The sequence below is a fragment of the Pseudomonas brassicacearum genome (genome assembly GCF_918698105.1).
GTDB lineage: Bacteria > Pseudomonadota > Gammaproteobacteria > Pseudomonadales > Pseudomonadaceae > Aquipseudomonas > Aquipseudomonas brassicacearum_F.
The window spans coordinates 47834-73996 of the sequence record NZ_CAKKMI010000005.1 but is presented as its reverse complement, the minus strand read 5'-3'; the positions used below and the strand labels follow the sequence as shown (position 1 = coordinate 73996).

At 62.2% G+C, this 26163-nt stretch carries 20 protein-coding genes and 4 tRNA genes; 21 read left to right on the top strand and 3 right to left on the bottom strand.

Translation table 11 applies throughout. The features are described 5' to 3' along the window. Positions 1-111: 111 nt before the first annotated feature. Both LQ215_RS03555 and LQ215_RS03550 read right to left on the bottom strand, forming a co-directional pair. Positions 112-3390 carry an EAL domain-containing protein gene (locus LQ215_RS03555; protein ID WP_230147452.1) on the bottom strand — a complete coding sequence of 1093 codons (3279 nt, stop codon included), beginning with the start codon at positions 3388-3390 and terminating at the stop codon, positions 112-114. Positions 3391-3458: 68 nt separating this feature from the next. Beyond that, a complete protein-coding gene (locus LQ215_RS03550; protein WP_058546583.1) occupies positions 3459-4349 on the bottom strand; it encodes a LysR family transcriptional regulator in 891 nt (296 codons plus the stop codon). A 157-nt stretch (positions 4350-4506) separates the two neighbouring features. Here LQ215_RS03550 and leuC point away from each other — a divergent pair, with 157 nt between their 5' ends. The 19 genes from leuC (at position 4507) to LQ215_RS03455 (ending at position 23614) form a co-directional block, all read left to right on the top strand. Then, complete coding sequence (gene leuC / locus LQ215_RS03545) at positions 4507-5925, top strand: 3-isopropylmalate dehydratase large subunit (protein WP_003179747.1); 1419 nt, start codon at positions 4507-4509, stop codon at positions 5923-5925. Positions 5926-5936: 11 nt separating this feature from the next. After that, entirely contained in the window at positions 5937-6581 is a 645-nt protein-coding gene (gene leuD, locus LQ215_RS03540; RefSeq protein ID WP_003203864.1) for a 3-isopropylmalate dehydratase small subunit, read from the top strand. A gap of 158 nt (positions 6582-6739) precedes the next feature. After that, the gene (locus tag LQ215_RS03535) at positions 6740-7504 is read left to right on the top strand and encodes a class I SAM-dependent methyltransferase (protein WP_230147451.1); all 765 of its coding nucleotides are present in this window, start codon (positions 6740-6742) and stop codon (positions 7502-7504) included. A gap of 48 nt (positions 7505-7552) precedes the next feature. Next, a complete protein-coding gene (gene leuB / locus LQ215_RS03530) occupies positions 7553-8635 on the top strand; it encodes a 3-isopropylmalate dehydrogenase (protein WP_230147450.1) in 1083 nt (360 codons plus the stop codon). Positions 8636-8689: 54 nt separating this feature from the next. Further along, complete coding sequence (asd, locus tag LQ215_RS03525; protein ID WP_024779161.1) at positions 8690-9802, top strand: aspartate-semialdehyde dehydrogenase; 1113 nt, start codon at positions 8690-8692, stop codon at positions 9800-9802. 246 nt (positions 9803-10048) lie between these two features. Then, complete coding sequence (locus LQ215_RS03520; protein ID WP_230147449.1) at positions 10049-11059, top strand: aspartate-semialdehyde dehydrogenase; 1011 nt, start codon at positions 10049-10051, stop codon at positions 11057-11059. A gap of 209 nt (positions 11060-11268) precedes the next feature. After that, positions 11269-13863, top strand: a complete 2595-nt coding sequence (locus LQ215_RS03515) for a FimV/HubP family polar landmark protein (RefSeq protein WP_230147448.1) — start codon at positions 11269-11271, stop codon at positions 13861-13863. Positions 13864-14248: 385 nt separating this feature from the next. Then, positions 14249-15073, top strand: coding sequence for a tRNA pseudouridine(38-40) synthase TruA (truA, locus tag LQ215_RS03510; protein WP_230147491.1), 825 nt, complete (start codon positions 14249-14251; stop codon positions 15071-15073). 63 nt (positions 15074-15136) lie between these two features. Further along, complete coding sequence (locus tag LQ215_RS03505; RefSeq protein ID WP_230147447.1) at positions 15137-15769, top strand: phosphoribosylanthranilate isomerase; 633 nt, start codon at positions 15137-15139, stop codon at positions 15767-15769. A 252-nt stretch (positions 15770-16021) separates the two neighbouring features. Continuing rightward, a complete protein-coding gene (gene accD / locus LQ215_RS03500; RefSeq protein ID WP_058546590.1) occupies positions 16022-16942 on the top strand; it encodes an acetyl-CoA carboxylase, carboxyltransferase subunit beta in 921 nt (306 codons plus the stop codon). Then, positions 16939-18246, top strand: coding sequence for a bifunctional tetrahydrofolate synthase/dihydrofolate synthase (gene folC, locus LQ215_RS03495; protein WP_230147446.1), 1308 nt, complete (start codon positions 16939-16941; stop codon positions 18244-18246). The genes accD and folC overlap by 4 nt, the downstream gene beginning before the upstream one ends. Then, on the top strand, positions 18230-18898 hold the full coding sequence (locus tag LQ215_RS03490; RefSeq protein WP_230147445.1) for an SPOR domain-containing protein: 669 nt from the start codon (positions 18230-18232) through the stop codon (positions 18896-18898). The genes folC and LQ215_RS03490 overlap by 17 nt, the downstream gene beginning before the upstream one ends. 89 nt (positions 18899-18987) lie before the next feature. Then, positions 18988-19548, top strand: coding sequence for a CvpA family protein (locus LQ215_RS03485; protein ID WP_003179770.1), 561 nt, complete (start codon positions 18988-18990; stop codon positions 19546-19548). 41 nt (positions 19549-19589) lie between these two features. Beyond that, positions 19590-21095 carry an amidophosphoribosyltransferase gene (gene purF / locus LQ215_RS03480; protein WP_003203840.1) on the top strand — a complete coding sequence of 502 codons (1506 nt, stop codon included), beginning with the start codon at positions 19590-19592 and terminating at the stop codon, positions 21093-21095. A gap of 58 nt (positions 21096-21153) precedes the next feature. Continuing rightward, the gene (locus tag LQ215_RS03475) at positions 21154-22365 is read left to right on the top strand and encodes an O-succinylhomoserine sulfhydrylase (RefSeq protein WP_230147444.1); all 1212 of its coding nucleotides are present in this window, start codon (positions 21154-21156) and stop codon (positions 22363-22365) included. Continuing rightward, a complete protein-coding gene (locus LQ215_RS03470) occupies positions 22362-23135 on the top strand; it encodes an SDR family oxidoreductase (protein WP_230147443.1) in 774 nt (257 codons plus the stop codon). The genes LQ215_RS03475 and LQ215_RS03470 overlap by 4 nt, the downstream gene beginning before the upstream one ends. Positions 23136-23238: 103 nt before the next feature. Next, positions 23239-23314 (top strand) — tRNA-Val (locus LQ215_RS03465). Between the two features lie 58 nt (positions 23315-23372). Beyond that, positions 23373-23449 (top strand) — tRNA-Asp (locus LQ215_RS03460). A gap of 88 nt (positions 23450-23537) precedes the next feature. Next, positions 23538-23614: transfer RNA gene (locus LQ215_RS03455), tRNA-Asp, on the top strand. 190 nt (positions 23615-23804) lie between these two features. Here the strand turns inward: LQ215_RS03455 and LQ215_RS03450 are convergent. Further along, positions 23805-25088 carry an NAD(P)/FAD-dependent oxidoreductase gene (locus LQ215_RS03450; RefSeq protein WP_230147442.1) on the bottom strand — a complete coding sequence of 428 codons (1284 nt, stop codon included), beginning with the start codon at positions 25086-25088 and terminating at the stop codon, positions 23805-23807. Between the two features lie 183 nt (positions 25089-25271). Here LQ215_RS03450 and LQ215_RS03445 point away from each other — a divergent pair. Next, a tRNA-Val gene (locus LQ215_RS03445) sits at positions 25272-25348 on the top strand. Between the two features lie 85 nt (positions 25349-25433). Then, complete coding sequence (locus LQ215_RS03440) at positions 25434-26078, top strand: hypothetical protein (RefSeq protein ID WP_230147441.1); 645 nt, start codon at positions 25434-25436, stop codon at positions 26076-26078. The last annotated feature ends 85 nt before the right edge of the window (positions 26079-26163 follow it).

Genomic DNA, 26163 nt, shown 5'->3' with positions numbered 1-26163 from the left:
GAAGAAGGGCGCCCAATGGCGCCCTTTTTCATTGTGGAGATCAGTGGAAGATTAATTGTGGCGAGGGGATAAATCCCCTCGCCACAAAAGCCTCCTGCCTGGCTGCACAGGCTAGGGCAACAACCGCTCAAACGCCTCCAGCGGCAACGGCCGGCTATGCAAATAACCCTGGTACAAATGACAACCAAGCCCTTGCAGGAACTGCAATTGCTCCAGGGTCTCCACGCCTTCGGCAATCATGATCAGGTTGAGGCTACGGGCCATGGCGACGATGGCGCGGATGATTTCGGCGTCGTTGGGGTCGCTGGTGGCGTCGCGCACGAATGACTGGTCGATTTTCAGCGTGTCCACCGGCAGGCGCTTGAGGTAGGTCAGCGACGAATAACCGGTGCCGAAATCATCCATGGCGAAGCTCACCCCCAGTTTCTTGAGTCGGCGCATCTTGGCGATGGTGTCGTCCAGGTTCTGGATCACGATGCCTTCGGTGATCTCCAGTTTCAGCAGGGAGAAGGGCAGGCCGTGGGTGACGAGGCTGTTTTCGATGCGCTCGACAAAGTCGCTCTGGCGGAATTGCCGTGGGCTGATGTTCACGCACAGGCTGAATTGCTGGGGGTCGATCTTGCCCTTGGCGATCAGTTGCTTGAAGCCGTCGCAGGCTTCGTCGAGGATCCAGGTCCCGACCTCCAGGATCAGGCCACTGTCTTCCAGCACTTTGATGAATTCGTTGGGCGACTGGGCGCCCAGGTCCGGGTGATGCCAGCGCACCAGGGCTTCGGCGCCGATGATGCGGTTGTCCCGGGCATCGACCTGAGGCTGGAAATGCACGCTGAACTCGCCACGGGCCAGGGCCAGGCGCAGGTCGGTTTCCATGCGCAGCCGCTCACTGGCGGCTTTTTGCATGGTGGTGTGAAACATCTGCGAGGTGTTGCGCCCCGAGTCCTTGGCGCGGTACAGCGCAATGTCGGCGCGCTTGAGCAAATCGGTGGGCGTGGAACCGTGGTCGGGAATCAGCGCGATACCGATGCTCGGCGTGACCTGCAGTCGCTGGCCATCGAGGAACATCGGCTCCGAGAGCAGTTCGCGCAGGGTGTTGGCCAGGGTCTGCACTTGCTTGCTGACTTCGTTGCGCGAGCCTTCCAGGCCGCTGAGCAGCACCACGAACTCATCGCCACCCAGTCGCGCGACGGTGTCTTCCAGGCGCACGCTGGCTTCCAGGCGCGCGGTGATGATCTTCAGCACAGTGTCGCCCACCGGGTGACCGAGCGAGTCGTTGATGTGCTTGAAGTGGTCCAGGTCGAGAAACAACAGGGCACCACGCAGGTTATGGCGTTTGAGCAGGGCGATCTGCTGGCTCAGCCGGTCCATCAGCAAGGCCCGGTTGGGCAGGTTGGTCAGTGAGTCGTGGTAGGCCAGGTGGCGAATCTGGGCTTCGGCATTGCGCAGCAGGCTCACGTCCCGGGCGGTCAGCAGCAGGCACGCGGTTTCATTGAGGGTGATGGGCTCGACGGACACCTCCATCGTGAGGATTTCCCCGCGTTTATTGCGCCCGAGCATTTCCTGGTGGAAGACGCGGCCCTTGAGTTGCAGTTCGGCCAGCAGGGCGGCGCGTTGTTTTTCTTCGGCCCAGATCCCCACTTCGTAGACGGTGTGCCCGATCACTTCGTCGGCGCGGTAGCCGGTCAACCGGCAGAAACCGTCGTTGACCTCGAGGTAGCGACCGCTTTCGAGTTCGGTGATGGTGATGGCGTCGGGGCTGGAATGAAACGCCTTGGCGAATTTTTCTTCGCTGGCCTTGAGGGCGGCTTCGGAGCGTTGCTGCTGCGTAATGTCGCGCAAGGTGGTGACGATACAGGGCTGGTTGCCGACGTTGATTTGCCGGCTGGAAATCACACACGTCAGCGGCTGGCCGTTCTTATGGTGAACGACGATGGCGACATTGTTCAGCGATTGTTCGCGGATCACCCGTTCGATGCGTTGCAGGCTACTGCCTGAGGCGCCCCACAGGCCGATTTCGTCGGCGCTGAGGCCGATCACGTCGCTGGCGGTCCAGCCGAAGGTTTGGGTGAAACTGGAGTTGATTTCGAGGAACCGGCCGCTGTCCTGGTGGGTGACGCAGATCGGGTCAGGACTGACCTGGAACAGCGTGGCGAATTTTTCTTCCGAGGCGACCAGGCTCTGTTCGCGTTCCACCTGGTCGGTGATGTCGAGCAAGGTGCCGGCCATGCGCAAGGGGCTGCCGTCGTCGTTGCGATAGAGACGGGCGCGGCTTTCCAGGTAGCGCGAGCTGCCGTCCGGCAGTTGCACGCGGTAGGTCAACTGATAGTTGCCCGCCGGGCCTTCGCGCAGGCTGCGATAAGCATTGCGCATGTTGTTGCGTTCTTCAGTGGGGACGCCTTCGAAAAACGCATCGAACGATTCGTGGAACGGCTTGGGCTCCAGGCCATGGAGCTGCGCGGCGCGGGCCGAGCCGTAGAGCATGCCGCTGGGAATGTGCCAGTCCCAGGTGCCCAGTTGTGCCGAGTCGAGGGCCAGGTCCAGGCGTTCCTGGCTGTCCTTGAGGGCTTGTTCGGCGAGTTTGTGCTCGGTGGTGTCGAGGAAGGTGCTCAGCAGGAAGGGCTGGCCCTCCAGTTCGACTTTCTGCGCGCTGAGCAGGCCGGTGTGGATCTGGCCGTTGCTGGCCCGCAGTTCCACCTCCATGCCCGCCAGTTCGCCCTTGGCCTTGATGGCTTCCAGCAGTTTTACCCGTTGCCCGGGGTCGACCCACAAGCCCAGTTCCAGGGTGGTGCGGCCAATCACATCGTGCAGCGGCCAGCCGAACAGGCTTTCGAAATACTGATTGGCCTCGCTGATCATCCCGTCTTCCTGACGGGTCAACAGCACCATGTTGGGGCTCAGGTGGAACAGCGTGGCAAAGCGTTTTTCCGAACTGCGCAGTGCCTGTTCCCGTTGACGCTGATGGGTGATTTCGCGGATTACCCCGATCATGCGCGGGCGACCGTGTTTGTCGGGCAGCACGCTGCCGCTGATTTCCAGCCAGTGCAGGCTGCCGTCGGGCCAGACGATGCGGTGGTGCATGGCCTGTTCCAGCGGCGCCCCGGCCACTGCCGCGTGAAAGGCGCGCACGGCCTTGGCCCGGTCTTCGGGCAGCAACAGATCCAGATAGTCCACATCCGCCGGCAATGGCTGGCGTGGATCGAAGCCGAACAGCGCCTGGGTGCCGCGGGACCAGCTGATCTGTCCGCTATCGATGTCCCACGACCAGGCCCCCAGCCGCGCACCGTTCAGGGCGGCCAGCAGCTGCGGCGCGCTGTCCCAGCTTTGCTCGGACCGTTTTGGGTCGAGCGCCTGGATGCGTGGCATGGGCGGGAGGTGGTCAGCAGGTTTGGGCATTATCTCGCGAGCCTTGAGCGGGTTTGGGCATAAAGCACAAGCGTTCGGGCCTGCAGGCGCGGCACAACCTATGCCCTTGTCCCTGGCAAATCGATTTGTGCGTCCAGTAAGGCCATGAAAGCCCGTGCGGCATTCGACAGCGTCCGTTCGGTGTGCAAGATATAGCCTAGCTGGCGACTGAGTTGTATGCCCGGCAAAGGAATGCGCGCCACCTGTTCGTCGAGCATGGTGCGCGGCAAGACGCTCCAGGCCAGGCCGATGGAGACCATCATTTTTATGGTTTCCAGGTAATTCGTGCTCATGGCGATGTTCGGTGTCAGGCCTTGGGCTTCGAACAGTCGTTGCACGATGTGGTGGGTAAACGTGTTGCCCCCCGGGAAAACCGCTGGATGCAAGGCAATGTCCGCCAGGCTGACCGCGCCGTTTTCCAGCAATGCGTGCTCCGGGGCGACCACGAAATCCAAAGGGTCGTCCCACACTGGCGTGGCCCGTACCAGCGTGTGGGGTTCGGGGGCGAGGGTGATGACGGCCAGTTCCGCCCGGCCATGGAGGATTTCTTCGTAGGCCACTTCCGAATCCAGGAACTGGATGTCCAGCGCCACCTGGGGGTACCGCCGGGTGAACTCCCGCAATAAAGGTGGCAGGCGGTGCAGGCCGATGTGGTGGCTGGTGGCGAGTGTCAGGCGCCCGGTCACTTCGCCGGTCAGGTTGGTCAGGGCACGACGGGTGTCGTCCAGTACGTTGAGGATCTGATAGGCCCGTGGCAACAGGGCCCGGCCGGCCTCGGTCAGGCCCACTTCACGGCCCAGGCGGTCGAACAGGCGCACCTTGAGCTGTTGCTCGAGGCCGGCAATGCGCTTGCTGATGGCCGGCTGGGTCAGGTGCAAGCGTTCGCCGGCGCCGGAGAAACTGCCGGTCTCGGCGATGGCAATAAAGGCGTTGAGATTGGCGAGGTCCATGGCGGTTCCGGTCGAATTCCAGTTGGTTATGCAAAGTATGAAAAATATGAATTTGAGTTATTTAATGTAACCCCATAGGATCAGCCTCACAAGCCAAGGGGTTATTGATTCGTTCAAGGCCCGGGGCATAGAAACAAGCTGATGAGGAAACCGTCTGATGGCCGGCAAAACGCTCTACGACAAGCTCTGGGATTCGCATTTGGTCAAGCAGCGCGACGATGGCTCGGCGCTGATCTACATCGATCGTCACATCATCCACGAAGTGACGTCGCCGCAAGCCTTCGAAGGCCTGCGCCTGGCCGGGCGCAAGCCGTGGCGCATCGATGCCAACATCGCGACCCCGGACCACAACGTACCGACCACGCCGGAGCGCAAGGGCGGCATCGAAGCCATTGCCGACCAGGTCTCGCGCTTGCAAGTCCAGACCCTCGACGACAACTGCGATGAATACGGCATCGTCGAATTCAAGATGAATGACGTGCGCCAAGGCATCGTCCACGTCATCGGCCCGGAGCAGGGCGCGACCTTGCCTGGCATGACCGTGGTCTGCGGCGACTCGCACACCTCGACCCACGGTGCTTTCGGCGCCCTGGCCCACGGCATCGGCACTTCCGAGGTGGAGCATGTGCTCGCCACTCAGTGCCTGGTCGCCAAGAAAATGAAAAACATGCTGGTGCGCGTCGAGGGCAAGTTGCCGTTCGGCGTGACCGCCAAGGACATCGTCCTGGCCGTGATCGGCAAGATCGGCACCGCCGGCGGTAACGGCCATGCCATCGAGTTCGCCGGCAGCGCGATTCGCGATTTGTCCGTCGAAGGCCGCATGACCATCTGCAACATGTCCATCGAGGCCGGTGCCCGCGTTGGCCTGGTGGCCGCCGATGAAAAAACCGTGGAATACGTCAAGGGCCGTCCGTTCTCGCCAAAAGGCGCGGAATGGGACCTGGCGGTCGAGGCCTGGAAAGACCTGGTGTCGGACGCCGATGCCAAGTTCGACACCGTGGTCGAGCTCGACGCGACGCAGATCAAGCCGCAAGTCAGCTGGGGCACTTCGCCTGAGATGGTGTTGGCGGTGGACCAGAACGTACCGGATCCGGCCAAGGAAATGGACCTGGTCAAGCGTGACTCTATCGTCCGCGCCTTGAAATACATGGGCTTGAGCGCCAACCAGGCGATCACCGACATTCAGCTCGACCGCGTGTTCATCGGCTCTTGCACCAACTCGCGGATCGAAGACCTGCGCGCCGCTGCAGTGATCGCCAAGGGTCGCAAGGTGGCTTCGACCATCAAGCAGGCCATCGTGGTGCCGGGCTCGGGCCTGGTGAAGGCCCAGGCCGAAGCGGAAGGGCTGGATAAGATCTTCCTCGAGGCCGGTTTCGAATGGCGTGAGCCGGGGTGCTCGATGTGCCTGGCGATGAACCCGGACCGCTTGGAGTCGGGCGAGCATTGCGCCTCCACCTCCAACCGTAACTTCGAAGGCCGTCAGGGCGCCGGTGGCCGTACGCACCTGGTGAGCCCGGCCATGGCCGCGGCGGCGGCTGTCAACGGCCGTTTCGTCGACGTCCGTGAATTGATCTGAAGGAGCGCAGCATGAAAGCTTTTACCCAGCACACCGGTCTTGTCGCGCCTTTGGATCGTGCCAACGTCGACACCGACCAGATCATTCCCAAGCAGTTCTTGAAGTCCATCAAGCGCACCGGCTTCGGCCCGAACCTGTTCGACGAATGGCGTTACCTGGATGTCGGCCAGCCGTACCAGGACAACTCCAAGCGGCCATTGAACAAGGATTTCGTGCTCAACGCCGAGCGTTACCAAGGCGCCAGCGTGTTGCTGGCCCGGGAGAACTTCGGCTGCGGCTCGAGCCGCGAGCACGCGCCGTGGGCCCTGGAAGAGTACGGTTTTCGCAGCATCATCGCGCCGAGCTATGCCGACATCTTCTTCAACAACAGCTTCAAGAACGGCTTGCTGCCAATCATCCTCAGCGATGCTGACGTGGATGAGCTGTTCCAGCAGGTCGAGGCCAACCCCGGCTATCAACTGCAGATCGACCTGGCCGCCCAGACCGTGACCCGTCCCGACGGCAAGGTGCTGGGTTTCGAGATCGACGCGTTCCGCAAGCACTGCCTGCTCAACGGCCTGGATGACATCGGCCTGACCTTGCAGGACGGCGAGGCGATTGCCGCGTTCGAGGCCAAGCACCGGGCGAGCCAGCCTTGGTTGTTTCGTGATGCTTGATGGATTGATGTAGGCAGTACCGGCCCTATCGCGAGCAAGCTCGCTCCCACAGGTGTTTTGTGAACGCCACAAATTCCCTGTGGGAGCGAGCTTGCTCCGGGCGGCGATCCGACGATGAGGCCCGCCCAGGCAACACAACACCAAAAAGGAAACCACCCATGACCAGCACCGCCCACACCCAGGTTGTACAAAAGCAATTCGGTGAACAGGCTTCGGCCTATCTGAGCAGTGCCGTGCACGCCCAGGGCGCTGAATTCGCGCAGCTACAGGCTGCATTGGCCGGTCGTGGCGATGCTCGTGTGCTGGACCTGGGGTGTGGCGCTGGCCATGTGAGTTTCCACGTGGCGCCGCTGGCCGGTGAAGTGGTGGCTTATGATTTGTCCCAGCAGATGCTCGACGTGGTCGCCACGGCGGCTGCCGAGCGTGGCCTGGGCAATGTCAGCACGGTATGCGGCGCCGCCGAGCGCCTGCCGTTCGCCGACGCTGAGTTCGACTTCGTGTTCAGCCGCTATTCGGCGCATCATTGGAGCGACCTGGGCCTGGCGTTGCGGGAAGTGCGCCGGGTGCTCAAGCCGGGCGGGGTGGTGGCGTTCATCGACGTCCTGTCGCCTGGCATGCCGTTGCTGGACACGTACCTGCAAAGCGTCGAAGTGCTGCGCGACACCAGCCACGTGCGCGATTATTCTGCCGGCGAGTGGTTGCGCCAGGTCAGCGAAGCGGGGTTGCACACCCGCAGCACCTCGCGTCAACGCCTGCGCCTGGAATACCGCTCCTGGGTCGAACGCATGCGCACCCCCGAGGTGATGCGTGGGGCGATCCTCGAGTTGCAGCGCGCGATGGGCGATGAAGTGCGTGAATATTTTGAGATTGAGGCCGATGGTTCGTTCAGTACAGATGTACTGGTGCTGTGGGCCGAGCGATAGCATTTTTCCCGGCCAGCCCATGGGCGCCGATAGTAAAACGAGGAAAGCATGAGCAAGCAGATTCTGATTCTCCCAGGTGATGGCATTGGCCCGGAAATCATGGCCGAAGCGGTCAAGGTCCTGGCGCTGGCGAACGACAAGTACAGCCTGGGCTTCGAACTCAGCCACGACGTGATCGGTGGCGCGGCCATCGACAAGCACGGCGTGCCCCTGGCCGATGAAACCCTGGACCGTGCCCGTGCAGCCGATGCCGTGCTGCTGGGCGCCGTGGGCGGGCCGAAATGGGACAAGATCGAACGCGACATCCGTCCTGAGCGCGGCCTGCTGAAGATTCGCGCGCAACTGGGCCTGTTCGGCAACCTGCGTCCGGCGATTCTCTACCCGCAACTGGCCGATGCCTCGAGCCTGAAGCCGGAAATCGTCGCGGGCCTGGACATCCTCATCGTCCGTGAGCTGACCGGCGGTATCTACTTCGGCGCCCCGCGTGGCACCCGTGAGCTGGATAATGGCGAGCGCCAGGCCTACGACACCCTGCCGTACAGCGAAAGCGAAATCCGCCGTATCGCCCGGGTCGGCTTCGACATGGCCCGCGTGCGTGGCAAGAAGCTGTGCTCGGTGGACAAGGCCAACGTGCTGGCTTCCAGCCAACTGTGGCGTGAAGTGGTCGAGCAGGTGGCCAAGGATTACCCGGACATCGAGCTGAGCCACATGTACGTCGACAACGCCGCCATGCAACTGGTGCGTGCGCCGAAGCAGTTCGACGTGATCGTCACCGACAACATGTTTGGCGACATCCTGTCCGACGAAGCGTCGATGCTCACCGGTTCCATCGGCATGCTGCCGTCGGCGTCCCTGGACGCCAACAACAAGGGCATGTACGAGCCGTGCCACGGTTCGGCGCCGGACATCGCCGGGCAGGGCATTGCCAACCCGTTGGCGACCATCCTGTCGGTGTCGATGATGCTGCGCTACAGCTTCAACTTGAACGATGCCGCCGACGCGATCGAAAAAGCCGTCAGCGTGGTCTTGGACCAAGGCTTGCGCACCGGTGATATCTGGTCGCAAGGTTGTACCAAAGTCGGTACGCAGCAAATGGGCGATGCAGTAGTCGCCGCGCTGCGGAATCTGTAATCTTTCGGGCCCACCGCTTCGACGGTGGCCCACTTTTGTATAGGTGTAGTTGCGATGAAACGTGTAGGTCTGATCGGTTGGCGCGGCATGGTCGGTTCCGTGCTCATGCAGCGAATGCTGGAAGAGCAGGATTTCGATCTCATTGAGCCGGTGTTTTTCACCACTTCCAATGTCGGTGGCCAGGGCCCGTCCGTGGGCAAGGACACCGGTGCGCTCAAGGATGCCTACAGCATCGAAGAGCTCAAGACTCTCGACGTGATCCTGACCTGCCAGGGTGGCGACTACACCAGCGAAGTCTTTCCCAAGCTGCGTGAAGCCGGCTGGCAGGGTTACTGGATCGACGCCGCTTCCAGCCTGCGCATGCAGGACGACGCGGTGATCATCCTCGATCCGGTCAACCGCAAGGTCATCGACCAGCAGCTGGACGCGGGCACCAAGAACTACATCGGCGGCAACTGCACCGTCAGCCTGATGCTGATGGGCCTGGGCGGGCTGTTCGAAGCCGGTCTGGTGGAGTGGATGAGCGCCATGACCTACCAGGCGGCGTCCGGTGCCGGCGCGCAGAACATGCGTGAGCTGATCAAGCAGATGGGCGCCACCCACGCTGCCGTCGCCGATGACCTGGCCAATCCGGCCAGCGCCATCCTCGACATCGACCGCAAGGTCGCCGAGGCGATGCGCAGCGATGCCTACCCGACCGAGAACTTCGGCGTACCGCTGGCCGGCAGCCTGATCCCCTGGATCGACAAGGAACTGCCCAACGGCCAGAGCCGCGAAGAGTGGAAGGCCCAGGCCGAAACCAACAAGATCCTGGGTCGCTTCAAGAGCCCGATCCCGGTGGACGGTATCTGCGTGCGTATCGGCGCCATGCGCTGCCACAGCCAGGCGCTGACCATCAAGCTGAACAAAGACGTGCCGATCGCCGACATCGAAGGGCTGATCAGCCAGCACAACCCTTGGGTCAAGCTGGTGCCGAACAACCGCGAAACCAGCATGCAGGAGCTGAGCCCGACCAAGGTCACCGGCACCCTGAACGTACCGGTGGGCCGTCTGCGCAAACTGAACATGGGTTCGCAATTCGTCGGTGCCTTCACCGTCGGCGACCAACTGCTGTGGGGCGCGGCCGAACCGCTGCGTCGCATGCTGCGGATCCTGCTTGAGCGTTGATCGATTGCTGCTGTGAAAGAACCCGTGCCTTGTGAGAGGTGCGGGTTTTTTTATGTCGGTTTGGTGAGTTCTCTGTGGCGAGGGAGCTTGCTCCCGCTGGGCTGCGAAGCAGCCCCAAAACTCTGGCGGCTGCTGCGCAACCGAGCGGGAGCAAGCTCCCTCGCCACAGGTTCTCTTGTGTTCAATTGCCTGCATACCCACCACCCGGTAAAGTGCCGCTCCCCACGTTTTACCTGAGGTAGACCCATGAGCCAGTCCTTTGATATTGCCGTGATCGGCGCCACCGGTACTGTCGGCGAAACCCTCGTCCAGATTCTCGAAGAGCGGGACTTCCCGGTCGGCACCCTGCACCTGCTGGCCAGCAGCGAATCGGCAGGCAGCTCGGTGATGTTCCGCGGCAAAAACGTGCGGGTGCGTGAAGTCGACGAGTTCGATTTCAGCAAAGTCCAACTGGTGTTCTTCGCCGCCGGGCCGGCGGTGACCCTGAGTTTCGCCCCGCGGGCCACGGCGGCAGGCTGTGCGTTGATCGACCTGTCCGGCGCCTTGCCGCCCGAGCAGGCGCCGCAGATCGTGCCGGAAGCCAATCCCCAGGTGCTCGCCGGTTTGAGCAAGCCGTTGCAGGTCAGCAGCCCCAGCGCTTCGGCCACGGCCTTGGCGGTCGTGCTGGCACCGCTGCGCGAGTGCCTGGACTTGCAGCGCATCAGCCTGACCGCCAGCCTCGCCGTGTCCGCCCAAGGTCGCGTGGCCGTGAGCGAATTGGCGCGCCAGACCGCCGAGCTGCTCAACGCCCGTCCGCTGGAGCCGAAATTCTTTGATCGGCAGATGGCGTTCAACTTGCTGGCCCAGGTCGGCACCCCGGACGAGCAGGGCCATACGCAGTTGGAAAAGCGCCTGGTCCGCGAGTTGCGCCAGGTGCTGAATCAACCTTTGTTAAAGATTTCCGTCACTTGCATTCAAGCCCCGGTGTTTTTTGGCGATAGCTTTAGCGTGACGGTGCAGTCTGCCAGTCCCATCGACCTGGCCAAGGTCAACGCGATGCTGGAAGCGGCGCCGGGTATCGAGCTGGTGGATGCGGGCGATTACCCGACGGCGGTGGGCGATGCGGTGGGGCAGGATGTGGTCTACGTTGGTCGTGTACGCGGTGGGATCGACGATCCGGCGGAACTAAATATGTGGCTGACGTCAGATAACGTGCGCAAGGGCGCGGCGCTCAATGCCGTGCAGGTGGCTGAGTTGTTGATAAAAGACTTGCTGTAAAAGATACTTGGCATCAATTTGTCGAATGATTCTAGCTGGGCGCTATGCTTGGTCGGAGTGCTGAGGCGAACATCCCTCTGGGGGACTTTCCCGGGGCATGAGTGAAATGATCGCGCGCACCGTCGCTTCGGGGCTGCGCGCAATGCCTTACGGCAGCGGCATCAATACCTTCTCGCTGGCCGAGGAATGTTCAAACAAAGGAAGAGGCTATGGTTCAAGTTCGCAAACTGGTGTTAGCAATAGCGGCCGCCTCGGCGCTGTCCTCCGGTATGGCGCAAGCGCTCGGGCTCGGGGAATTGACCCTGAAGTCGCCGCCGAACCAGCCCCTGGTCGCCGAGATCGAGCTGCTCGACGTCCAGCAACTGACCGCCGCCGAAGTCGTGCCGAGCCTGGCCTCGCCCGAAGACTTCGCCAAGGCCGGCGTCGACCGTCAGGCCTTTCTCAATGACCTGAGCTTCACCCCGGTCATCAACGCCAATGGCAAGAGCGTCCTGCGGGTAACGTCCAGCCGGCCGCTGTCTGAACCCATGGTCAAGTTCCTGGTGCAGGTGATGTGGCCCAACGGCCGCCTGCTGCGCGACTACAGCGTATTGCTCGATCCCTCCAAATTCTCGCCACAGGCCGCCGACGCCGCCCGGGCGAAACCGCCCCAGGTCGTGTCCACGCCGGTCACCGGGGCGACCAAGCCTTCGCAATACACCACCACGCCGCGCGATACCCTGTGGGAAATCGCCGCCAAGGTGCGTAATGGTGGATCGGTCCAGCAAACCATGCTGGCGATCCAGGCGTTGAACCCGAACGCATTCATCAACGGCAACATCAATCTGCTCAAGACCGGCCAGGTATTACGCCTGCCGGACCCGGTGCAAAGCACGGCATTGCCGCAACCCCAGGCCATCGCTGAAGTGGCTGCACAGAACGCCGCCTGGCGCTCGGGGCGCCGTGGCGTGGCGGGTGCTGGCAAGCAGCAGTTGGATGCCACCAAGCGTGGCCGTGGCGAAGGCGCGCCGGCACAGGCTGCCGGTCGCGACAACTTGAGCCTGGTGTCGGCTGACGCAGCGAAGGCGGGCGGCAAGGGCAAGGGCGCTGCCGGCGATGCCCAGGCGCTCTCCAACAAGCTTGCCGTCACCCAGGAAAGCCTCGACTCGGCTCGCCGGGATAACGAAGAACTGAAAAGCCGCATGGCGGATCTGCAGAGTCAACTGGACAAACTGCAGCGCCTGATCGAGCTGAAGAACAACCAACTGGCCAAGATGCAGGCCGAAGGTGTCGCCGTGCCTCCTGCTGGCGAAGCGCCTCCGGCGATGTCCGCGGAGCTGACCCCTGCGCCAGCGGCACAGGCCCCGACGGCTGCACCTGCGCCAGAGGCGGCCCCGGAAGCGACGCCGCCTGCCGCTCCGGTCGAGCCGACGCCTGCCGCGTCCAACGAGCAAAAATACAACGACCTGCTGACCAACCCGATCCTGCTGGGATTGATTGGTGGCGGCGCGCTGCTCCTGTTGTTGCTGCTGTTGCTGCTCGCCCGTCGGCGCAAGGCTCAACAGGAAGCGGAAAAACACTTGCGCATGGCCCGGGCCCTCGAGGAGGAGGCTGACTTCTCCCCGGAGCTCGATCTGCCCCCGAGCAGCTTCGAGGGCATTGACGTTCCACCGCCTAGCGTAAAACTCGAGCCAAAACCCGCGCCTGCTCCTGCGCCAGTACCCAAGCCGGCGCCAGTGGTTGCGCCTGTAGTGGTTACGCCGCCTATCGCGGCACCCTTGGTGGCGCCGGCTGCCGAGCGCTCCGACGACGTGCTGCCCCAGGCCCAGTCCCATATCGACCGCGGTCGCTTGAACCAGGCTGCCGACTTGCTTGAGCAGGGCATCAAGGCCGAGCCCCAGCGCAGCGACCTGCGCCTGAAGCTGATGGAAGTCTACGGTCAGCAGGGCGACCGCGACGCCTTCGTTGCCCAGGAACGCCAGTTGGTGGCCAATGGCGAAAACTTCGCCCAGGTCGAACAGCTGAAAAGCCGTTTCCCGGCCATGGTGGTCGCCACCGCCGCAGGCTTGGCAGCCGCGGCAGTGGCAGCAGAGCTGGACGCGCAGTACGTCAAGGAGCTGCTGGAAGACAAGGTACCGACCGATGAGGAGTTGGACAGCGCCTTCGACCTGAGCCTGGATGACCTGGAAGCCGCCCCGGTTGCGCCGACGCCAGAGCCTGTCGCCGAACTGGACGCGTTCCCGGAAGACGACGACCTGAGTTTCGAGTCGGTGCTCAAGCAGCAGACTGAAGCCAGCGAAAGCCTGGACGACCTGTCGGAATTCGATTTGGACCTGGGTGCCGATGCCCCGACCCCAATTCCTGCGCTCGACGACGAAGACTTCCTGCTGGACTTGGACGACGATCTCAAGGGCCTGGACTTGCCTGCGACTGAAGCGCCAGCGTTGGTCGATACCCCGGCTGACGATCTCGAACTGCCGGCGGATTTCGATCTGTCCCTGTCCGATGAGATGGACGCGCACGATGCGCCCAAGGATGCCTTCGAGTCCGAGCTGGACGATGTAAACGCCGAGCTGGATCGCCTGTCCGACAGCCTGGGCCAGCCGACGTTTACCGCCGAAGATGCCCTGGTCGGTGCTGAAGACGAGCCGGACTTCGACTTCCTTAGCGGTACCGACGAAGTGGCGACCAAGCTCGATCTGGCCCAGGCCTACATCGATATGGGCGATAACGACGGCGCCCGCGACATCCTCGGCGAAGTCCTCAGCGAAGGCGACGCCACCCAGAAGAGCGAAGCGCAGGAGATGTTGTCGCGTTTGGCTTGAGTCAGTGGTTATACAAGAACGGCAGCCGGTGAGGCTGCCGTTTTTGTTTGTGAGCAATTCACGCTGCTCTTGTGGCGAGGGAGCTTGCTCCCGCTCGAGTGCGCAGAGCTCGCAAAAGTGCTCGACGCGCCATGAAGAGGGTCTGCTTCGCAGCCCAGCGGGAGCAAGCTCCCTCGCCACAAGGACTTGTCCTGGTCTGAAAAATCATCTGAGCCCCTGTGGGGGCGAGCTTGCTCCGGGCGGCGATCCGCCGATAGCGCCAGCCCATTCAACACAGGATCACCCGTCGGACTGGCATCCCCAGCCATCGGCCTTATAATGCCCGCCTTTGCGTACCTCAGCAGGCTGTAATTCCTTGGCAAACATAGACAACCCGGCCGCCGAAATGGCGGCCGACGGCTTTTTCCGGATCGCCTTGGGCGTTGAATACAAAGGCTCGCGCTACCGTGGCTGGCAGCGCCAGGCTTCCGGTGTATTGACGGTACAGGAAGCCCTTGAAAACGCCCTGTCCAAAGTCGCCGACTCGCCCGTGTCGCTGCATTGCGCCGGCCGTACCGATGCTGGCGTGCATGCCTGCGGCCAGGTGGTGCATTTTGACACCCAGGTCGAGCGTTCGATGAAGGCCTGGGTGATGGGCGCCAACATCAACTTGCCCCACGACGTCAGCGTCAGTTGGGCCAAGGTGATGCCGGCGCATTTCCATGCCCGCTTCAAGGCCATCGCCCGGCGTTATCGCTACGTGATCTACAACGATCAGATCCGCCCGGCGCACCTGAACGAAGAAATTACCTGGAATCACCGTCCGCTGGACGTCGAGCGCATGGCCGAGGCCGCACAATACCTGGTCGGCGTCCATGATTTCAGCGCCTTCCGTGCCGGCCAGTGCCAGGCCAAGTCGCCGATCAAGGAGTTGCATCACCTGCGCGTGACCCGTCACGGCAAGATGATCGTGCTCGACATCCGCGCCAGCGCCTTCCTGCATCACATGGTGCGCAATATTACCGGCGTGCTAATGACCATTGGTGCGGGCGAGAGGCCAGTGGAGTGGATCAAGGAAGTGCTCGACAGTCGTGTCCGTCGCTCCGGTGGCGTCACGGCGCACCCGTTTGGCTTGTACCTGGTACAGGTCGAATATCGCGATGAATTCGAGCTGCCGGAGCGTTACATCGGGCCACATTTCCTCACGGGCTTCTCGGAGCTCGACGGCTGACGCCCTGCGCAGCATTTGCTACCATCCGGGACTTTCACGGATTTGCCTGAGGTTTTACCCATCATGCCGGTCGTTCGCAGCAAGATTTGCGGGATCACCCGCGTTGAGGACGCGTTGGCGGCGGTCGAGGCCGGGGCCGATGCCATTGGGCTGGTGTTCTACGCCAAGAGCCCGCGCGCGGTGACGGTGCAGCAGGCGAGGGCGATCATCCAGGCCCTGCCGCCGTTCGTGACCCCGGTGGGCCTGTTCGTCAATGCCAGTCGTTGCGAGTTGGGCGAAATACTCGATGCGCTGCCGCTGGGCTTGTTGCAGTTCCATGGCGACGAGGCCCCAGCTGATTGCGAAGGCTGGCATCGTCCGTACATCAAGGCGTTGCGGGTCAAGGCCGGTGACGACATCGCCGCCGCATGCGAGGCGTTTGCCAGTGCCAGCGGCATTTTGCTGGACACCTATGTGGAAGGCGTTCCCGGAGGGACCGGCGAAGCGTTCGATTGGTCGCTGGTGCCCCAAGGCTTGGACAAACCGATTATCCTGGCCGGTGGCCTGACCGTGGACAACGTGGCTCAGGCCATTCGCCAGGTTCGCCCTTACGCGGTGGACGTGAGCGGAGGCGTGGAGCAGAGCAAGGGCATCAAGGACCCTGCAAAGATTCGTGCATTCATGGCCGCTGTGCGCAACAGCCAGTCGTCAATGTGACGGCTGGCAGACTGCCGCCGTCCATACCAGCACTGTACAAAGCAGGCAGGCGCCGCCTCCGGGTGGGCCGATAGCGAAGTGGTAGCCGCCGTGCGGTTGCCGGGATGGCTGAGGAAGGCTGGGTTGCACGCAGGTCATGTTTTGCACTGACCGTGGCGGCCCCTCGACTCGCCGCACAATGAATTTAGCTCAAGGGCATACGCGGGGCCGCGAACCAAAGCGTTCGGGCCGCCGGTACTGGAGAAAGAAAGCATGAGCAACTGGTTGGTAGACAAACTGATCCCTTCGATCATGCGTTCCGAGGTGAAGAAAAGCTCGGTGCCTGAAGGTCTGTGGCACAAATGTCCATCCTGCGAGGCGGTGCTGTACCGTCCCGAGCTGGAAAAGACCCTGGACGTTTGCCCCAAGTGCAACCACCACATGCGCATCAGTGCGCGTGCCCGTATCGACATTTTCCTCGATGCCGAAGGCCGTGTTGAGCTGGGTGCCGACCTGGAGCCAGTCGATCGCCTGAAATTCCGCGACGGCAAGAAATACAAGGATCGCCTGACCGCTGCCCAGAAGCAGACCGGCGAAAAAGACGCGCTGATCTCCATGAGTGGCACCCTGCTGGGCATGCCGGTAGTGGTCTCGGCCTTCGAGTTTTCCTTCATGGGCGGTTCCATGGGCGCCATCGTCGGTGAGCGCTTCGTTCGTGCCGCCAACTATGCTCTGGAAAATCGTTGCCCGATGATCTGCTTCGCCGCTTCCGGCGGGGCGCGGATGCAGGAAGCGCTGATCTCCCTGATGCAAATGGCCAAGACCTCCGCGGTGCTGGCGCGTCTGCGCGAAGAAGGCATTCCGTTCATCTCGGTGCTGACCGACCCGGTCTACGGCGGCGTTTCCGCCAGTCTGGCCATGTTGGGCGACGTGATCGTCGGCGAGCCGAAAGCCCTGATCGGCTTTGCCGGCCCACGCGTGATCGAGCAGACCGTGCGTGAAAAACTGCCGGAAGGCTTCCAGCGCAGTGAGTTTTTGCTGGAGCACGGCGCCATCGACATGATCATCCATCGCCAGGAGTTGCGTCCGCGCCTGGGCAACCTGCTGGCTCAACTGATGGGCCTGCCGACGCCGAAGTTCGTCGCCGCGCCGATCGAGCCGATCGTGGTTCCGCCGGTGCCTGCTGGCCTATGATCCAACGTACCCTGGGCGACTGGCTTGCCTACCTCGAGCAGTTGCATCCATCGGCCATCGACATGGGGTTGGAGCGCTCGCAAGCGGTAGCGTCCCGCATGGGGCTGGCCAAGCCGGCGCCTCGGGTCATCACCGTCACCGGCACCAACGGCAAGGGGTCGACCTGCGCCTTCGTGGCCTCGCTGCTGCGAGCCCAGGGGCTGGGTGTCGGCGTCTACAGCTCGCCGCACCTGCTGCGCTACAACGAGCGGGTGCAAGTGAACGGCGTCGAAGCCACGGACGCCCAGCTGTGCGAAGCCTTTGCCGCGGTGGAAGCCGGGCGAGGCGATACAACCCTCACTTATTTCGAGATGGGCACCCTGGCGGCGTTCTGGTTGTTTGCCCGTGCCGGTCTCGATGCGGTCGTGCTGGAAGTCGGCCTGGGCGGACGGCTGGATACAGTCAATCTGGTGGACGCAGACATTGCCTTGGTCACCAGCATTGGCGTGGACCATGCCGATTACCTGGGCGATACCCGCGAATCGGTGGCCTTCGAGAAGGCCGGGATCTTTCGCCAGGGCGCGCCTGCGCTTTGCGGCGATCTCAATCCCCCCCAGCCGTTGCTGGACAAGGTTCGCGAATTGAACTGCCCGTTCTTTCTGCGCGGGCGGGATTTCGACCTGGCGATGACCGAGCAGCATTGGCAATGGCGCGGCAGCGACCTGCAGGGCAACCCAGTGGAGTTGCACGATCTGCCCTTGCTGGACCTGCCGATGGAGAACGCCGCCCTGGCGCTCCAGGCCTACCTGTTGCTGGGCTTGCCATGGGATGCCGGGCAAATCGTCCAGGCGCTGCAGGCGACCCGTGTGGTCGGGCGCCTCGATCGTCGCCAGTTCGATTGGCAAGGCAAGCGTCTGAACCTGTTGCTGGATGTCGGCCATAACCCCCACGCCGCGCAGTACCTGGCCGAGCGCCTGGCACGGCGGCCCGTGGTGGGGCGGCGCCTGGCGGTGTTCGGGCTGTTGTCCGACAAGGATCTGGATGGCGTTGTCGAGGCGTTGGGTGCTAGTGTCCAACATTGGGCAGTGACGCCATTGGATTCGCCACGTTCGCGTACCGCGGCTCAGTTGCAGGAAGCCCTGCAGCGCCGTGGTGCTTCGGTGCAAGCCTACGCTAGCGTAGCCGCCGCGCTGGAAGGGCAGTGCGCCCTGGCGACGGCCGATGATGAAATCCTGCTGTTCGGATCATTTTTTTGTGTTGCCGAGGCCCTTCAATGGTTGGCCCGGCGCTCCACGGAGGAAGCTGCAGATGGCATTGCTGGATAAGGCGTACAAGCAGCGCATGGTCGGGGCACTGGTGTTGGTGGCCCTGGCGGTGATTTTCCTGCCAATGCTGTTTTCCCGTCAGGACGAGCAGCGCCAGGTCACGGTCGATGCGCCAGCAGCGCCCCAGGCGCCGTCCGTGCCGCCTGTGCAGGTCGAGCCAGTCATCGTGCCCGAACCACAGGCGCTGCCCCAGGAGCCCATTCCGAGCGACGAGGAGCTGGCCGCGCAATCGGCGCCGTCGATGCCGATTACGCCTGCCCCCGCAACGCCTGCGCCTGCCGCACCGAGCAAGCCGGCAGCCGCCCCAGCTCCCGTTCCGGCTAATCCGGCGGTCAAGCCGGCCCCAAGCCAGCCGATTACCGCCGCCACGACCAAGCCGGACACCACGCAAAGCCGCGTGGATGCCAATGGCCTGTCGGTCAGCTGGTCGGTGCAACTGGCCAGCCTGACCAGTCGCGAAAGTGCCGAGAACTTGCAGAAAACCCTGCGCAGCCAGGGCTACAACGCCTACATCCGTTCCGCCGATGGCAAGAACCGGGTGTTTGTCGGTCCGTTGATCGAGCGCGCCGAAGCCGACCGCCTGCGTGATCTGCTCAGCCGCCAGCAGAACCTCAAGGGTTTCGTGGTGCGCTTCCAGCCAGAGCGCGGCTGACAGCGATTTAGCTGATTTGAATCGTGCAGCTTACCGACAGCCCTGCGCTCTGCTAAAATGCGCCGCCTTATCCGTCTGTAGGCTGCACCGTGCCATTTACCTGGGTTGACTGGGCGATCGTTGCGATCGTCGCCATCTCCGCATTGATCAGTCTGAGCCGCGGCTTCGTCAAGGAAGCCCTCTCGCTGCTGACCTGGATCATCGCGGGAGTCGTAGCCTGGATGTTTGGTGGTTCGCTGTCCCAGTACCTCGCCGGATACATCGAAACGCCGTCGGCTCGCGTGATCGCGGGCTGTGCCATCTTGTTTATCGCCACCTTGCTGGTTGGCGCAATGATTAATTATCTGATCGGCGAACTGATTCGCGTCACCGGGCTTTCCGGGACGGACCGGTTCCTGGGCATGGCCTTTGGCGCGGCGCGTGGCGCGTTGCTGGTGGTCGTGGCCGTCGGGCTCTTGAGCCTGGGGCCGGTACAGCAGGATACGTGGTGGCAGGAGTCCCGGCTCGTGCCACAATTTCTATTGGTCGCAGACTGGTCCAAAAACCTGATCCTGGGTTGGAGCAGTCAGTGGCTTGCCAGCGGTATCAGCGTACCCGCTGAAATACCGTTCAAGGAACACCTCTTGCCGATGGCCAAAACGCCGCAGTAAGTGTTGTTCAGTTCAGATCCATTAAGTAGGGGTTGCGTCGCATGTGTGGCATCGTCGGTATCGTCGGTAAGTCGAACGTCAATCAGGCGCTGTATGACGCGCTAACCGTGCTCCAGCACCGCGGCCAGGACGCTGCCGGTATCGTGACCAGCCATGACGGCCGGTTATTCCTGCGCAAGGACAACGGCCTGGTGCGTGATGTGTTCCACCAGCGCCACATGCAGCGCCTGGTCGGTCACATGGGTATCGGCCACGTGCGCTACCCGACCGCGGGCAGCTCGACGTCGGCTGAAGCCCAGCCGTTCTACGTCAACTCGCCGTACGGCATCACCTTGGCGCACAACGGCAACCTGACCAACGTCGAGCAACTGGCCAAGGAGATCTACGAATCTGACTTGCGCCACGTCAACACCAATTCCGACTCGGAAGTGATGCTCAACGTCTTCGCCCATGAGCTGGCCCAGCGCGGCAAGCTGCAGCCTACCGAAGAAGACGTGTTCGCCGCCGTGACCGACGTGCACAACCGTTGCGTCGGCGGCTATGCGGTGGTGGCGATGATCACCGGCTACGGCATCGTCGGTTTCCGCGATCCCCACGGTATCCGCCCGATCGTCTTCGGCCAACGCCACACCGATGAAGGCGTCGAATACATGATCGCCTCCGAAAGCGTGTCCCTGGACGTGCTGGGTTTCACGCTGATTCGCGACCTGGCCCCGGGCGAAGCGGTCTACATCACTGAAGACGGCAAGCTGCACACCCGTCAGTGCGCGACCAACCCGTCCTTGACCCCATGCATCTTCGAACACGTCTACCTGGCGCGTCCGGACTCGATCATCGACGGCGTCTCGGTCTACAAGGCCCGCCTGCGCATGGGCGAAAAACTGGCGGACAAGATCCTGCGCGAACGTCCGGACCATGACATCGACGTGGTCATCCCGATCCCGGACACCAGCCGCACTGCGGCCCTGGAGCTGGCGAACCACCTGGGCGTCAAGTTCCGCGAAGGCTTCGTGAAGAACCGCTACATCGGCCGGACCTTCATCATGCCGGGCCAGGCTGCACGGAAAAAATCCGTACGCCAGAAGCTCAACGCCATCGAACTGGAATTCCGCGGCAAGAACGTGATGCTGGTGGACGACTCCATCGTCCGCGGCACCACCTGCAAGCAGATCATCCAGATGGCCCGTGAAGCCGGTGCCAAGAACGTGTATTTCTGCTCCGCGGCCCCGGCCGTGCGCTACCCTAACGTCTACGGCATCGACATGCCGAGTGCCCATGAGCTGATCGCTCATAACCGTACCACCCAGGACGTGGCCGACCTGATCGGCGCCGACTGGTTGATCTACCAGGACCTGCCGGACCTGATCGAAGCGGTCGGTGGCGGCAAGATCAAGATCGAGCACTTCGATTGCGCGGTATTCGACGGCAAGTACGTCACCGGCGACATCGACGAGGCCTACCTGAACAAGATCGAGAACGCACGTAACGATGCGTCCAAGGCCAAGACTCAGGCGGTCAGCGCGATCATCGATCTGTACAACAATTGATTAACCAACCGGCCCTGAGGGGCCGGTTTGCGTTTAAACCGATTTCAGGAGTGACAGCATGAGTCAGGATTGGGATGCCGGTCGGCTGGACAGCGACCTTGAAGGCGTAGCGTTCGATACCCTGGCGGTTCGCGCGGGTCAGCACCGTACACCGGAAGCCGAACACGGCGATCCGATGTTCTTCACCTCCAGCTACGTGTTCCGCACCGCTGCCGATGCCGCCGCGCGGTTTGCCGGCGAAGTGCCGGGCAACGTTTACTCGCGCTACACCAACCCGACTGTGCGGGCTTTCGAGGAGCGCATCGCCGCCCTTGAAGGCGCCGAGCAAGCCGTGGCCACTGCCACCGGCATGGCCGCGATCATGGCTGTGGTGATGAGCCTGTGCAGCGCTGGCGACCACGTGCTGGTGTCGCGCAGCGTCTTCGGCTCGACCATCAGCCTGTTCGAGAAGTACTTCAAGCGCTTTGGCGTGGAAGTCGACTACGTGCCCCTGGCGGACCTGTCCGCTTGGGATGCGGCAATCAAGGCCAATACCAAGCTGCTGTTCGTCGAATCGCCTTCCAACCCCCTGGCAGAGTTGGTGGACATCGCCGCGCTGGCGGAAATCGCCCATGCCAAGGGCGCCATGCTGGTGGTCGATAACTGCTTCTGCACCCCGGCGCTGCAACAACCGCTGAAGTTGGGCGCGGACGTGGTGGTGCATTCGGCGACCAAGTTCATCGACGGCCAGGGCCGTTGCATGGGCGGCGTGGTGGCCGGTCGTGGCGAGCAGATGAAGGAAGTGGTGGGCTTTTTGCGCACCGCAGGTCCCACTCTCAGCCCGTTCAACGCCTGGATCTTCCTCAAGGGCCTGGAAACCCTCGGCCTGCGCATGAAAGCCCATTGCGCCAATGCCCAGGCCCTGGCCGAGTGGCTGGAGCAGCAGGATGGCATCGAGAAAGTGCATTACGCCGGCCTCAAGAGTCATCCGCAACATGACCTGGCCTTGCGTCAGCAGCGCGGTTTCGGCGCGGTGGTGAGCTTTGAGGTCAAGGGGGGCAAGGAGGGCGCCTGGCGCTTCATCGACGCGACCCGGTTGATTTCCATCACCGCCAACCTGGGTGACACCAAGACCACCATCACCCACCCGAGCACCACGTCCCACGGTCGCCTGTCGCCCCAGGAACGTGAGTCGGCGGGTATTCGTGACAGCCTGATCCGCGTTGCGGTCGGCCTGGAAGACGTGGCCGATCTGCAAGCCGACCTGGCCCGCGGGTTGGCGGCCTTGTGATCGAGCTGGCTACGCCGCCAAGCGGCACTCATGGCCGGGTTGCACTGGTTACGGGCGCCGCACGGGGCATCGGCCTGGGCATCGCTGCCTGGTTGATCTGTGAAGGCTGGCAGGTGGTGCTGACCGACCTGGACCGCGAACGCGGTTCCAAGGTGGCGAAGACCCTGGGCGACAATGCGTGGTTCATCGCCATGGACGTGGCGGACGAGGGGCAGGTTGCTACCGGCATCGCCGAGGTGCTCGGGCAGTTCGGGCGGCTCGACGCGCTGGTGTGCAACGCGGCCATTGCCGACCCGCACAACATCACCCTGGAAAGCCTGGACCTGGCTTATTGGAATCGGGTCCTGGCGGTGAATCTGGGTGGGCCGATGCTGCTGGCCAAGCACTGCGCGCCGTATCTGCGCGCCCACAACGGCGCCATCGTCAACCTGGCCTCGACCCGCGCCGCGCAATCGGAACCCGACACCGAAGCCTATGCGGCGAGCAAGGGCGGCTTGCTGGCCCTGACTCATGCCCTGGCCATCAGCCTTGGGCCGGAGATCCGGGTCAACGCCGTCAGCCCTGGCTGGATCGACGCGCGCGACCCCTCCCAGCGTCGCGCACAGCCGCTGACCGACGCCGATCACGCCCAGCATCCAGCGGGCAGGGTGGGCACGGTAGAGGACGTGGCGGCGATGGTGGCGTGGCTGTTGTCGCGCAATGCCGGTTTTGTCACGGGGCAGGAGTTCGTCGTGGACGGTGGCATGACCAAGAAAATGATTTATACGTGAGTGCGGTTGCGGGTGCCGTTTGAAACTGTTTTGAAAAAACTTCAACCCTGCTATTGACTTAGCTTCGGTACCTGCGTAAATTTCGCGGCCTCAACGAAGCAAAGGGTGATTAGCTCAGCTGGGAGAGCGTCTGCCTTACAAGCAGAATGTCGGCGGTTCGATCCCGTCATCACCCACCATGTTTTACGAGAGTTTTGCGAAAGCAAGACGGAAGCTGTCAAAAGCCTCCACCGACGCGCAGCGGTAGTTCAGTCGGTTAGAATACCGGCCTGTCACGCCGGGGGTCGCGGGTTCGAGTCCCGTCCGCTGCGCCATATTTTCCGAAGCAGGTTCGCCTGGTTCGAGATCAAGCCCAAGGGTTTTGATCAGACGAGTTAACTGGACGCAAGTCCATAGCGATACGCAGCGGTAGTTCAGTCGGTTAGAATACCGGCCTGTCACGCCGGGGGTCGCGGGTTCGAGTCCCGTCCGCTGCGCCATATCTGCTTCGAGGCCCACTGAACGCCTTGAAGCTAAGAAGAAAGCTGCAAAGCTACTTCTAGTCGATAGCAAAGACCCTGGTCGAAAGACCGGGGTTTTTTGTTTTCGGGATTTGAAAGATTGGAACAAGCCCGTGGCGAGGGAGCTTGCTCCCGCTGGGCTGCATAGCAGCCCTTGTTGTTGGCGGCTTCAGAACCCCAACCTATCCCGCAACCCGTAATACCAAGCCCCCATCGCCGCAAATGGCGTACGCAACAACTGACCGCCAGGGAAAGGGTAGTGGGGCAGGTCCGCAAACGCATCAAAACGCTCAGCCTGACCCCGCAGCGCCTCAGCCAGGACCTTGCCCGCCAGGTGCGTATACGTCACGCCATGGCCGCTGCAGCCCTGGGAATAATAAATGTTATCCCCCAGCCGCCCGACCTGCGGAAGACGCGACAGCGTCAGCAGGAAATTTCCGGTCCAGGCGTAATCGATCTTCACATCCTTGAGCTGCGGAAAGGCCTTGAGCATCTTCGGACGAATGATCGCCTCAATGTTCGCCGGATCCCTCGCGCCATACACTACGCCGCCCCCAAAGATCAGGCGCTTGTCCCCTGTCAGCCGGTAGTAATCGAGCAGGTAGTTGCAGTCTTCGACGCAATAATCCTGGGGCAGCAGGCTATGCGCCAATTCATCGCCCAACGGCGCGGTGGCAATCACCTGCGTACCACAAGGCATGGATTTGGCCGCCAGCTCTGGCACCAGATTGCCCAGGTAAGCATTGCCCGCCACGATAATGAACTTGGCCCTGACCTTGCCCTGTGGCGTATGCACAACCGGACTGGCACCACGCTCGATGCGCACCGCCGGCGACTGTTCATAAATCACCCCGCCCAGCGACTCCACAGCCGCCGCTTCGCCCAGGGCCAGGTTGAGCGGATGAATATGCCCGCCGCTCATATCGAGCATGCCGCCCACATACTCATCGCAAGCCACCACCTCGCGAATACGCCGCTGATCCAGCAACTCCAACTGGGTATGCCCGAAACGCTCCCATAAACGCTTCTGCGACTCCAGGTGGCCCATCTGTTTAGCGGTGAGGGCGGCGAATACACCGCCATCCTTCAAATCACACTGAATCTGATACTTCGCCACCCGCTCACGAATGATCCGACCGCCCTCGAACGCCATTTTGCCGAGCAACTGCGCCTGCTGAGGACCGACGCTGCGCTCGATCACATCAATGTCGCGGCTATAACTGTTAACGATCTGCCCGCCGTTGCGACCCGAAGCCCCAAAGCCGACCTTCGCCGCCTCAAGCACGGTGACCTTGAAACCGTTCTCCAGCAAAAACAGTGCAGAGGACAGGCCGGTGTAACCAGCGCCGATCACGCAAACGTCCGTCTCGACGTCATCCTGCAGGGCAGGGCGCGGAGGAACCGGATTGGCCGACGCGGCATAATAGGACGCTGGATAGGATGTGTTCGCCATTCTGCAACCTCTGTTTTATATTTTTTACGAATGCAGCGATCCTACCCGAGATAAAAATCGGCCGCCAGCCACCGCAAAATCTTCGTTGCCTTGGCGAAATTAAATATTTTGCATATTCATAGGGTTAGGTGAAAAAAAGGTGTTGACACCCCTCCGGAATTCCGTAGAATGCCGCCTCACAGCAGGCACGTAGCTCAGTTGGTTAGAGCACCACCTTGACATGGTGGGGGTCGTTGGTTCGAGTCCAATCGCGCCTACCAAACAAAATCCGCTCTGCTGGGCGGTCTAGAAGGGCTCACCGAAAGGTGGGCCCTTTTTTGTTGGCGCACACATAAGGACATGGTCATGCGGGTTGTCACTTCCCTAACTTTTCTTTCTATAGCACTTGCTGGTTGCTCTGGAATACCTTCAGTTCCATACGAAGAGCCTGCTCAATCAGAGGGAATGGCGCGTGTTCGCGTTATCACGAACTCTGATGTGTACGGAGATAGCGTCGTTGGCAGTTGTGCTCCTGCTACCCGGCATAAGATGGCTGAAGCCGGACGTTTCGGGCAGGACGGTACGGCGAGCATCAACTATCCGCAGTATCCCCTGAAGTCGGCGAGCATTGGCATACCGAAAAGAGTTTGGCCCAGTCTTATCCAGTACATCCCTGCAATTCGGATGGGAGAAGGGGCTTACAAAGAGGTCGTAACCGAGTATCGCGTCAGGACGGATCTGCCATTCCAAATTGCAACCCGGGGCGCGACCATTGCGGGCAACGGCAGCTCTTACCGGACCTGTGGTGGCCAGGCGCTCGTTTACAAGCTGGAACCCGGGAAAGACTACGAAGCGGTGGTAGGGGTGGATGGCAGACCAAGCAAGGATGGCGAGCCAGCGCTGATTTGCATGTTGGCGGTTCTCGAACTTACCACTTTGCCTGGCACTTCGATTGTGATTCCCCAAAAGCTGACGCATGCTGCGCCTCCGCAGGTGGTCTGCAAGAACTGATAAGCACAGCCCGCCGTCGAGCGGGTTTTGCGTCTGGCAGAAACGAGAAAGCCCCGATTTTGATCGGGGCTTTCTCGTTTCGTGG